Below are 12,011 nucleotides of genomic sequence, written 5' to 3'. Positions count from 1 at the left end.
TTAAACAAATAAAAAATCAAATAATTTATAAAATAATAAACAATGTTAAAATTAGACCAAACCACAGAAAAATCTATGACTCCAGAAAAATTAAAAATAGCTAGAAAGAAGAAGGGCTTGACTCAAAAAGAAGTAGCTGATTTAATAGGTGTCTCATTCCAAACTTATAACGGATACGAAAATGGGAAGAAAATTCCATCAACAAAATATCAAATTTTAGAAAATGTCTTATTCAGTGCAAATTATGTAAACGAACCTGCTTCTATTTATTTCAAAGAAAACGGACATGATAAAACGATCAAGCATTTGAATGATATGATTGCACAACGTGAGGAAATCTTAAAAATTCTAAATCCAAATTCTTTAGATTATTATCACAATTTAGAGATGATTCAGATTTACAAGGAACGAATAAAATATATAAACCTATTTAAAGAGAATGATAATAGCTAGAATCTTATTTAATTTTTTAAATGATTTTTAAGAATAATGAAAGTAATAAAAAGTTAGATTTTATCATTTTTCACCTGTCTTTTTACTATAAAAAAATAGATTACGGGAAGGTGTACTTTAAATTGCATACTTGATTATATCGTTTTTTTTGCTCAAAAATGATAAACTGAAGTTTTGTTTTTATTTTTTTAGATAATTATTAGGGATGATTATCTAATTAGGTAAATGTGTTTTTTAGAACTGATATAGATTTTTTTTTAGAGTAATACCATAACTATTTTCACAAATAGTTTGCGTAAACTGCATGTTATAATTAAACAGATTATATACACGCTCAAATTATATATGAAAACCAGACACACAAATATATAAAATAATAAACAATTTTAAAATTAGACCAAACCACAGAAAAATCTATGACTCCAGAAAAATTAAAAATAGCTAGAAAGAAGAAGGGCTTGACTCAAAAAGAAGTAGCTGATTTAATAGGTGTTTCATTCCAAACTTATAACGGATACGAAAATGGGAAGAAAATTCCATCAACAAAATATCAAATTTTAGAAAATGTCTTATTCAGTGCAAATTATGTAAACGAACCTGCTTCTATTTATTTCAAAGAAAACGAACATGATAAAACGATCAAGCATTTGAATGATATGATTGCTCAACGTGAGGAAATCTTAAAAATTCTAAATCCAAATTCTTTAGATTATTATCACAATTTAGAGATGATTCAAATTTACAAGGAACGAATAAAATATATAAACCTATTTAAAGAGAATGATAATAGCTAGAATCTTATTTAATTTTTTAAATGATTTTTAAGAATAATGAAAGTAATAAAAAGTTAGATTTTATCATTTTTCACCTGTCTTTTTACTATAAAAAAATAGATTACGGGAAGGTGTACTTTAAATTGCATACTTGATTATATCGTTTTTTTTGCTCAAAAATGATAAACTGAAGTTTTGTTTTTATTTTTTAGATAATTATCAAGGATGCTTATCTAATAGGTAAATGTGTTTTTTAGAACTGATTTAGATTTTTTTTAGAATAATACCATTTAACCTTTGAAATTTCCTCATAATACTTTTTTTAAACCTCGAGACTGCCCAAAAAGCTCGCAATCTTGTCATTTCGACCAAAGGGAGAAATCACATACTATTGATTATCAAACTCCTCCTTGTTTAGGAGTGGCAAACTGCATGTTGATTTATACCATTTAAACTTTGAAGGCACATTCAGAAGTAACCTCACTTTTGTAAAAAAATAAAACAATGACCCATTTTGATTTACAAATTTGGGTCATTTTTGTTTTTTAAAGGATTCAAATGTTTAAAAATAGGTTTTTGGGTCGCAACACGACGCACGTTCCCCTATGATGCTGGTCTTACATTTTTTTTATGCTACTAAAGTTTGCTGTTGTAGATAAATCCGTCTCCCTATTTCTAATGCATTGGCTGTGTGAATGCCAAAGAAAATCCAAAGGATCTCACTTTTTTGGGTTTTGGCTTTGATTTTCTTGAGATGGTAATGTTCCTTCTCCTTGCCAAAACTTCCTTCTAGTCGAGTAGCTCGTTCTTTCTTGATGTGTTGCGCTAAAATTTTGCGTTGTTCTTCATTTTTTCCAGCTTTTCCTTTACGTACAAAATCGGTTTGGATAGTATTGGTAGACGTGAAGGTTCGATTTTTATTGGTAGCATAAATGGCATCGGCTCCAAGTATTTTTACTTTTGTTTTAGTTAAATTCTGAGCGCAAAAAACACTGCTTTGCAGACGAGTTCCTTCGTTGAAAGCTCGATATTGAATGTGTTCGATGAAGTTAATGCCATCGATTTGAATTTTGTTTACTTTGGCTCCAAATTCAACTTGCTTTACTTCTTTCCCGCGAACAATTGGGCGGATATAACTTTTGCTAATACTTACAATCCTGTCTGGAACACTTTTACCAGTTTTAAATATCTGAATTTGTTGTTTGTATACTTGTTTGATAATCAGGCGCTGTTTGCTATATTTTGTAGTGGCTTCAAACGGATTTTGTGCTTCAATACGGCTAAGTTCGCCATTGAGTTTGTATAATAATTTAAGTAAACCTCGGGTAACTTTTGTGCGATGTTTTGATTGTTTTTTTCTCTTTTTTGAATATTGATTGTATCGCTTACACCAATCTAAATATTTAGTTCTTGGTAGTTTTATTTTAAACAAATGACACAAAGCTTCCATTTGCTTATAATTCCACTGTACACACTCCCAAAGCAATTTCTGGTTCGTAGGAAAGCGCACTTCACTCTCGTAACAAGTAGCATCCGTAAGCATTTTATCTAAATCTCCCATATAAGGAATCCAGTTCTTAGCTAGTACTTCTTGAGCTTTGCCAATGGTTAAAGTCTTGGATAGCTCCATTCTGATTTGACTCACGATTTTAAAGTTTTTCAAAGGTTTATCAATCGGAATCAGAATATCACAAAAAAATTGCATAAAGATATTTCCATTGAGAAGTTCAATCAACTTTTTATCCGAACAACCGTAGTAGTTTTTAAGCATCATCAGAGCAATTTTGCCTTTAGGACTAAAATAACAATGAGTCCCTTTTTGAGAATCTTTCAGTTTGAAGGCTTGAGCAAGCTCTGAAAAAGGCATCGAAAGATAAATTTTACCCAAATCTGTTTTTAAAAATTGGGCGTAAAAACCATCAAAATCTTTATTGATAGTAAAAAATGGAATTTGGTATTGAAATTCGCTTAAACGTATTATTTTTGGCATAGCATTTAAAGAAAAACCCCGTTTTTGACTCTTTTTGAGCAATTTCGGGGTTTGTTTCTTCTAAAATAACACTTATTTTGTTGATATGCAAGTGTTTGGGTAATTATGAATGTGCCTTTGAAATTTCCTCATAATACTTTTTTACCCCTGAGACTGTCCAAAAAATTTGTAATCTTGTCATTTCGACCAAAGGGAGAAATCACATACTATTGATTATCAAACTCCTCCTTGTTTAGGAGTGGCAAACTGCATGTTGATTTACACCATCTAACTTTGAAATTTCCTCATAATACTATTTTTTTAACCTAGAGACTGCCCAAAAAATTCACAATCTTGTCATTTCGACCAAAGGGAGAAATCACATACTATTGATTATAAGACTCCTCCTTACGCAGGAGTGACAAACCGCATGTTGATTTACACCATCTAACTTTGAAATTTCCTTATAATACTTTTTTTAACCTCGAGACTGCCCAAAAAGTCCGCAATCTTGTCATTTCGACCAAAGGGAGAAATCACATAATGCTGATTATGAGACTCCTCCTCACGTCGGAGTGACAAACTACATGTTAATTTAGTCACTATCCTACAAAATCAATAAAAATTAGTATTGGTTCCCGATGTGCTTCGCGCTCGAACTAACGATTTTTGTTGTTAGTATGGTAAACTGTCTATATGAAAATTTTTTTATTCTTTTTCATTTTCATCACAAAGTCTAATATATAATCTGAGTTAAAAGATTTTAAATTGATTATTACAATTTTCTTAAAAAATCAATTGCTTTTTTATTGAAGGCGTGGGCTTGTTCTACATTTACAACATGTCCACATTTTTCAATAATGGTTAGTTTTGCTGATTTATAATGTGCTTCTACTACCTTTTTTACAGCTGGAAGGAACATATAGTCTTCTTCTCCCATTATATATAAAGTTGGAATATTTAATTCTACTTGTCTAAACCAACTTAATACGGGATTTATTTCGGTTGTTAGTTTAAACCATTTTATAAATTCTTTTTGATATATTTTTTTGGCTTCATTGATAAACATTAAACGAGATTGTTTATGGTTCTCCTTTGGCATAATAATAAAGGCAAATAATTTATAGAGAACTAAATAAGGGAGTATGTATTTAAAAACATTTCCTATTCTCATCAATATTTGTGAACGGAAATTCATTTTTAAGATTGCTCCTCCCATTATCATACTTTTAACTCTTTCTGGTTGTATTTCGGCTAATTGTCTAATTACTATAGTTCCTAGGGAAATTCCAATAAAATGAGATGATTGTATTTTTAGATAGTCTATAACTTCTAGTACGTCATGAGCTATAGATATAAAGGTATATTTTTTTGAGAGGCTTGTTTTTTTAGAATTTCCATGTCCTCTTAAATCCAACAGTAAGACATTGAAGTGTTTTTGAAATTCTCTAATTTGTTTAAACCATATAGAAGAACTCCCTCCTGCTCCATGTATAAAGGTTACCCATTGATTTGTGGAAGTATTTTCATAAATGGTATAATGAATCATATTTTTTGAGATGTTTATTATGTTATCAATGTGTGTGGTGAAGATGTAGTTCTCCTATTCTTAAACGTAATTTTTTAAAGTAATCAAAGGCTTTTACTAGTCGTGAACCGTACCAAGAAAACATTTCTCCATCAACAAAAACGGTTTTGGCATGATGAGAATATCGTCCTAATTCAAATGCGTGTTCATCTTTGAATGGATATGGTTCTGATGATAAGAAAATAAGATCGGGATCGCCTTGAATACGCATTTTTTGTACAATAACTTCAGGATATCTTTCAGGATACTTATCATTAGTTGCATAAATGTTTTCTAATTTATTGATCTCTAATAAGTGATTTATGAAAGTATTTCTTCCTGCTGCCATATAGGGTTTTCCCCAAATGAAATACGCTACGGTTTGTTTTTCATAATTTTCTATAAAATGTAGAAAATCATTTTTTAGAAAATTAATTTTATCAATCCATTTTTGTGATTCGGTACGAACGTTGAATAGTTTGCCAAAATCTTCAATCATCTTGTTATTATCTTCTAGTGTATAAATATCAGTTACCCAAACTGGGCAGATTGAACTTAGTTCTTGAACTATTTCTTGTGTGTTTTCTTCTTTATTACAAATTATAATATCAGGTTTTAATTCTTTTATTTTATCAAATTTTATATTTTTTGTACCTCCTACTATGGTTTTAGTTGATTTAAAATGGAAAGGGTGTACACAAAATTTTGTAATACCTACAATTTTATTTTCTAATCCTAAATCATATAATAGTTCTGTTTGTGAAGGTACTAATGAAACTATTCTTTTTGGTGTTGTTTCTAAATTATGTTGATTTCCTATTTGATCCGTATAAATCATTTGTTTAAGTTTGATAATTCAACTCTTTTATAGTTTCCTTTTATAGAATTGCTCTTTCTATTAAAATTTGTTTCATTTCTTTTTGTATTTTCAGGGCTTCTTCTCTTGATTTTATACCAAAATCTTGATTTTTAGAGGCATAAATTATTCCTCTGGAGGAATTAATTAATAAACCTACATTTTTATTCATTCCGTATTTACATACTTCTTGTAGGTTTCCTCCTTGTGCTCCTATTCCTGGAACTAGCAGGAAGCTTTCGGGAATTATTTTTCTAATTTCTTGAAAATATTCTGCCTTAGTTGCTCCTACTACATACATTAAATTTTGGGTATTTTTCCAAGTTTTAGAAGTTTCTATTACTTGTTGGTATAATTCTTTTCCATTAGTAGTTAGTGTTTGAAAATCAAAGGCTCCTTCATTAGATGTTAGGGCTAACATGATTGTATGTTTATTTTCAAATGATAGGAAGGGTTCTACTGAATCTTTTCCCATGTAGGGTGCTACGGTAATTGAATCAAATTCTAAATCTTGAAAAAAAGCTTTAGCATACATAGTAGAAGTATTGCCTATGTCTCCTCTTTTTGCATCTGCAATGGTAAAAATTTGAGGATAATTTTCGTTGATGTACTGGATGGTTTTTTTTAGTGAAATCCATCCTTTAACTCCATAGGCTTCAAAGAAAGCTATATTGGGTTTATAAGCTACGCACAAATCGTGTGTAGCATCTATAATGGTTTTATTAAATTCAAAAATAGGGTCTTCTTTTGTTAATAGGTGTTGTGGAATTTTTTCTAAATCTACATCTAAACCTATACAAAGGAATGATTTTTTTTGTTGGATTTGTTGGATCAATTGTTGTGTTGTCATCATCTTATTTTGTGGTGCAAAAATAAAAAAAGGATATTCAAATTGAACATCCTTTTAAGAAATATATTAGTTTTAGAATTGATAGGAAATTCCTCTGTTTAAAATTCTTTTATAACCTAATCCTGATTCTACGCTGATTTCTAATTTTTTCCCACACCTAAATACTATGTCTTTGATTTAAAAATTAAATTGGCTTGAATTATCAAAGGATATTCCTTCTGATAATAATTGATTTGTTCTATTTCGTATAAGAGTATATCCTATTGCTAGTCCTGAACATAGTCTAAATTTATGGTTTAAAAAATAGTTATAATTAGATTTTAGGGCTAGGGTAATGTTATCTTCTTTTTGCTTATTAATTACTTTATTATTAGATAATACATCTGATTCAAAAACTTCATAAGCTAGATGTAATCATAAATTTAATCTATTAATTATTGCATAGTTATACTCTAGAGTAAATGTACCTTTACTGACTTCATTGTCAATTGGTATGGTTCCTAAACTTGCTGGTCTGGTAGCTGTTCGTAACAGTATTTATAATATTATTTATGGAAACTATTCGGCAGCTAATTTTTAATTCATTCGTTTCTTTTTCTTGAGCAGTAAGAAAAAAAAGAGGCTGTCCTAAAAGTAATAAATCAAGATTATGTGATTTGTTCCTTTAGTCGAGATGACAAGATTGCGAACTTTTTGAACAGTCTCTTTTTTAAAAATTTATTTTTTTCATATTGAACGTTATTGTGTTTCAATAACGTTCAATATACTAAAGAAGGATGAATTATTCAATGATTAATTTCACTTCTACTCTTCTATTTAATGCTTTTCCTGCTTTTGTTTTATTAGAGGCAATGGGTTTTGATTCTCCGTAACCTATAGCTTTTAGTCGAGATTTATCAATTCCTTTATCTACTAGGTAATTCATAATAGCAGATGCACGAGATTCTGAAAGTGTTTTATTAACTTCTGCTTTACCAACACTGTCAGTATGTCCTTCTAATGAAAATTTAGCTGTAGGATATTCATTTAATAAGGCTGTCATGGCTTCTAATACTGAATAGGTAGAGGCTTGGAAAGTGTTTTTTCCTGCATCAAATAAAATTGTTTTTGCATAATCGTTTAGTTTTTTAACAACTGCTTGTGTAACTTCTGGACATCCATTATTTTTAATTGTTCCAGGAACGTTTACACATTTATCATCTTTATCTAAAACCATGTCTCCATCAGTATCAGGCCAAGGGCAACCGTTGTTTTCAACAGGTCCTACTACTGTTATACATTTATCTTCAGGGTCTATAACACCATCATTATCTGTGTCTTTATAAGGGCATCCTTTATTTTCTTTGGGTCCTTTTTCGTTAATACATTGGTCTAGATTATCTAGGACTCCATCATTATCTGTATCAGGTATTATTTTTTCTTGAGCTACGGGAGTAGGTTCTGGTATTTTAATTTCTTTTGGTTCTTTTTTACGTTTTTCTCCTTTGTAGATTGGCACTTTTAATCCAAAATATACATCTGCTCCTTTTGATTCTGAAGAAATTAAATTGCTTAAAACAGATCCTGATCCTATAAATAAAGGACCTAAGCGTAAACTAGTTCCTACATTTAGTCCTCTATATTCTAAATAATTAATAGGTATTGCAAAACTAAACCATTTGCTTTCGTAACGTGGAGTTACAATATAGGTGTTTGCAATTGATGTTGTATTTAGTGCTTTTTTATCATTTAGATTAAAATCTCCATTAATATTTAAATAAAATTTTCTAAAAAAATTCCAATCTATATTAGTATGCAAGGCTGTTGGCAGCGTTACTTTTTGTGAAGAATAGATTTCTGGTCTTGTATCAAATAGGGCTAATATCTTTTCTAAATTACCTGCTGATTCTACTAATACTTGATTTACGGTGATGCTATTAAATTCGTAATGGTTTTCAGTATTTGTTTTATAATTAATAGTACCTATATCTGTTACAGATACTCCAAATTTCCATTTATAATTAGGTCCATATTTTTTTTGAACATTTTGGTTTTTTATTTCAAAAATTAATCCTAGATCACCTCCAAAACCATTTGAGTTTGGGTTGTATTTTAGTTCTTTATCTAGGTTATTAAAATCTTTTGTACCTCCATAAACAAAATCTCCTGTAGCTGTAATTTTTTGATTATTAGGAAAATTGTTTGCGTTGAAAAATAGGTTTATGTTTTTTCCATAAGCGTAGGAGTTAGCAAATCCTTGTAAGTATTTTAGTGATATACCTCCTTTTAATGAATATTGCTCATTATTTAATATAATAGCTCCATAAGATAGCCCTAATTCTGCCCAGCTATTTGCTACCATATTAAAGTCTCCTTCATCTATGTTGTAGTCTTTAATGTCTTTAAAGTCTTTTCTAAATTTATCAAATAGAGTACCATTTAGTTCGTGTATGTTTGCATTTCCTCTAGCTCTGGAGAAGAATCCAATAGAATGTTTTGGTGTTATATTAAACATAAATGAAGGACCTAGTATGTCTGCATTTACGATTATATTATTATTTGATGAAGCAAATTTTTTAGATTGTAAATCTATGTCAAAATCTTTTTTTAAAAGATCTGTAATTTTTACACCAAAATAATCATTGCCTAGCAAGGCACTCCCTGAAACTAGATTTAAATCCAAACGATAAGGAGATGCTACTATAGTAGCAGGGTTATAAATCATCCCATGCACACCACTGTAATTATCGGGTACAAATCCTATATAGGATTGTGCTTCTATTTGCTCTGTACAAAGAAATAGGGAAAATAATGCTAAAATTTTTTTCATTTAAATTTATTTGATGGTTAAAAAGTTTTTTTTTCGTGGGGTCTGAAAAGTTAAAGATCAGTATCTATTATAGGATAAACACATTATTAGTGTTATATAATTTACTTTTACTATTCACTTCGTTGGAGTTTCTGTTTGGTCAAAATGAAAAGACTGTTCCTTTCGGGACAGTCTTATTAATATACTTCTGATTCTTTTAGTTTTTCTGTATTAGCTACTAATTGTAATTCGTCTATGAATTTTTGAATTTTCCCACTCATCACCCCATCCATATCAAAGATATCCATTCCTATTCGGTGATCTGTTACACGTCCTTGTGGAAAGTTATAAGTTCTAATTTTTGCAGAACGGTCACCTGAACTAACTTGCGAATTACGTTTTTTAGCGTCTTCTTCTTGTTTTTTAGCTAGTTCCATTTCATATAAGCGGGAACGTAGTACTGATAAGGCTTTATCTTTATTTTTATGTTGGGATTTTTCGTCTTGACATTGTGCCACTAATCCTGTTGGAATATGTGTCATCCGAACAGCTGATTTAGTTGTATTTACGGACTGTCCGCCTGGTCCTGAAGAACAGAATAAGTCTATACGTACATCATTCATATCTATATGTACATCAAATTCTTCTGCTTCTGGTAATACCATAACAGTAGCTGCTGAGGTATGTACTCGTCCTTGTGTTTCTGTTTGTGGTACACGTTGTACTCGATGTACACCTGCTTCATATTTTAGAGTTCCATAAACGTCTTCTCCTGTTACTTCAAAAATAATTTCTTTAAATCCACCTGCTGTTCCTTCGTTTAGATCTACAACAGAGGTTCTCCATCCTTTTGTTTCACAGTATCTGGTGTACATTTTGTATAAATCTCCTGCAAATAAAGAAGCTTCATCTCCACCTGTACCTGCTCTAATTTCTACCATTACATTTTTAGCATCTTCTGGATCTTTAGGAATAAGCATAAACTTGATCTCTTCTTCTAATTGTGGTAGTCTTTCTTGTGCTTCTTCTAATTGCATTTTGGCCATTTCTACCATTTCTGCATCAGAACCATCTGCTATTATTTCTTTAGCTTCATTAATATTTCCAACAAGATTTACGTATTCTTCTCGTTTTTCAACCAATGCTTTTAAATCTTTGTATTCTTTATTTAATTGTACATAACGTTTCTGATCAGCTATAACATCTGGCTGAATAATTAAGTCTGATACTTCATCAAAACGTTGTTTTACATATTGAAGTCTGTCTAACATATTGTAATTCTTCTATTTTGGAATACAAAATTACGATTTTTGTTTCAAGAACCAAGAATTAGAGATTTAAGTTTTTTTATCTGATCTAAATATCTTCTTTTGTGTCTTTGTTTTAGTGTAAAAACAGAGTGTTATTTGTTATATTATTCTTACTTTTCTTATATTTTTTTATTGGATATTGTATTTTTTTTTATACTTGTCGTTTAATTGAGTTTGATGCGATTCTAAAGAAATTTTTCTTCCTTGAATGTAAGCTTGTGATAAATTATTTGTTCGCATATCCAGAGCATCTCCTTCTGAGATGAATAATGTTGCTTCTTTACCTACTTCTAAGGAACCACAAGTTGAATCTATTCCTAAAATTTTGGCTGTATTTAGTGTAATGGTTTGTAGGGCTTGTTCTTTTGTCAATCCGTATGCTACTGTTGTACCTGCTAAAAATGGAAGGTTTCTTGTATTCATTCGCTCCATATCACCACTATTTTCTAATCCTACTAAAACTCCTTTATCCATTAAAATCTTTGCTAGTTTAAAAGGCTGATCTATATCATCGTGATCTAAATTGGGCAAACTGTGTACTCTTCCTACTAAAACTCCAATATTATTTTGAACTAAAAGGGGGGCTACTTTATCTGCTTGATAGCCTCCAATGATTACCATTTTTTGTATATTATTTTCTTTTATTATTCGAATAGCGTCGATGATTTGTTTTTCTTCATAGGCGTTTACATATAGTGTTTGGGTTCCATTAAAAATTCCTCTCATAGATTCAAAAACAATATTTTTTTCTATTGGTTCGTTATTCAAATATGCTTTGGCTTGTTTTAAGAAATCTGAAAATTCGGTTACTTCTTTTAGATACTCTTTATTTACTTCTATAGTACCTGGTTCAGCCCACCAACCTGTTTTTTTGAATGTAATTGGAAAATAACAATGAATTCCGTCATTTTCCTTAATTATTGCATCTTCCCAAGTCCAAGCATCCATTTGTACAATAGAAGAGGTTCCTGCTATATATCCTCCTCTAGGTGTAATTTGAGCCGTGAGAACTCCATTTATACGAGCTGTTTCTATTATTTTAGATTCTGTATTATAGGCTATTAAACTTCTTACATTAGGAGTAAAACTTCCTATTTCTCTTTCGTCATTGGTTGCTTTTACTGCGTCTATTTCTACTAGTCCTATGGTGGAATTAGGTGCTATAAAACCAGGATATATGTGTTTACCTTCTGCCTTTATTACCTCATCATAAGAGTTTAAATCAATACGTGTCAGACGTGCATCTGCTATTAAATTTAGCTTCCCGTCTTTAAATCCTATCGCGCTATTTTCTATTAGCTGACCATTTCCTAAATGGGCTATAGCATTTATAATAAGTATTGATTTAGTTTGTTTAGGAGCTGGTATTTGTTGAGCATACATTCCTGTTATAAATAATACGGAATATAGAAGTTTTATATATGTTTTCATTTATTTAAATCTTT

9 protein-coding genes are annotated in these 12,011 nt (G+C 30.3%); 2 read left to right on the top strand and 7 right to left on the bottom strand.

Annotated features, from left to right (window positions below):
• Window positions 1-42: 42 nt before the first annotated feature.
• Complete coding sequence (locus AWN65_RS03815) at window positions 43-453, top strand: helix-turn-helix transcriptional regulator (RefSeq protein WP_060381949.1); 411 nt, start codon at window positions 43-45, stop codon at window positions 451-453.
• Between the two features lie 416 nt (window positions 454-869).
• A complete protein-coding gene (locus tag AWN65_RS03810) occupies window positions 870-1,247 on the top strand; it encodes a helix-turn-helix domain-containing protein (protein WP_060381948.1) in 378 nt (125 codons plus the stop codon).
• Window positions 1,248-1,854: 607 nt separating this feature from the next.
• Here AWN65_RS03810 and AWN65_RS15155 read toward each other — a convergent pair.
• The 7 genes from AWN65_RS15155 to AWN65_RS03775 form a co-directional block, all read right to left on the bottom strand.
• The gene (locus AWN65_RS15155) at window positions 1,855-3,216 is read right to left on the bottom strand and encodes a hypothetical protein (protein WP_063744209.1); all 1,362 of its coding nucleotides are present in this window, start codon (window positions 3,214-3,216) and stop codon (window positions 1,855-1,857) included.
• Window positions 3,217-3,970: 754 nt separating this feature from the next.
• On the bottom strand, window positions 3,971-4,744 hold the full coding sequence (locus AWN65_RS03800) for an alpha/beta fold hydrolase (protein WP_060381947.1): 774 nt from the start codon (window positions 4,742-4,744) through the stop codon (window positions 3,971-3,973).
• Between the two features lie 25 nt (window positions 4,745-4,769).
• On the bottom strand, window positions 4,770-5,600 hold the full coding sequence (locus AWN65_RS03795) for an ABC transporter substrate-binding protein (protein ID WP_060381946.1): 831 nt from the start codon (window positions 5,598-5,600) through the stop codon (window positions 4,770-4,772).
• 40 nt (window positions 5,601-5,640) lie between these two features.
• Window positions 5,641-6,468, bottom strand: coding sequence for an orotidine-5'-phosphate decarboxylase (gene pyrF / locus AWN65_RS03790; RefSeq protein ID WP_060381945.1), 828 nt, complete (start codon window positions 6,466-6,468; stop codon window positions 5,641-5,643).
• Between the two features lie 781 nt (window positions 6,469-7,249).
• Entirely contained in the window at window positions 7,250-9,277 is a 2,028-nt protein-coding gene (locus tag AWN65_RS03785) for a DUF5723 family protein (protein WP_060381944.1), read from the bottom strand.
• Between the two features lie 176 nt (window positions 9,278-9,453).
• Window positions 9,454-10,527 carry a peptide chain release factor 1 gene (gene prfA / locus AWN65_RS03780; RefSeq protein ID WP_060381943.1) on the bottom strand — a complete coding sequence of 358 codons (1,074 nt, stop codon included), beginning with the start codon at window positions 10,525-10,527 and terminating at the stop codon, window positions 9,454-9,456.
• A 168-nt stretch (window positions 10,528-10,695) separates the two neighbouring features.
• Complete coding sequence (locus AWN65_RS03775) at window positions 10,696-11,997, bottom strand: amidohydrolase family protein (RefSeq protein ID WP_060381942.1); 1,302 nt, start codon at window positions 11,995-11,997, stop codon at window positions 10,696-10,698.
• Window positions 11,998-12,011: the final 14 nt, after the last annotated feature.

The organism is Flavobacterium covae, from assembly GCF_001534645.1.
Taxonomy (GTDB): Bacteria; Bacteroidota; Bacteroidia; order Flavobacteriales; family Flavobacteriaceae; genus Flavobacterium; species Flavobacterium covae.
Note: the sequence above shows the minus strand (reverse complement) of the source record. Positions and strands in the feature narration are given on the sequence as shown.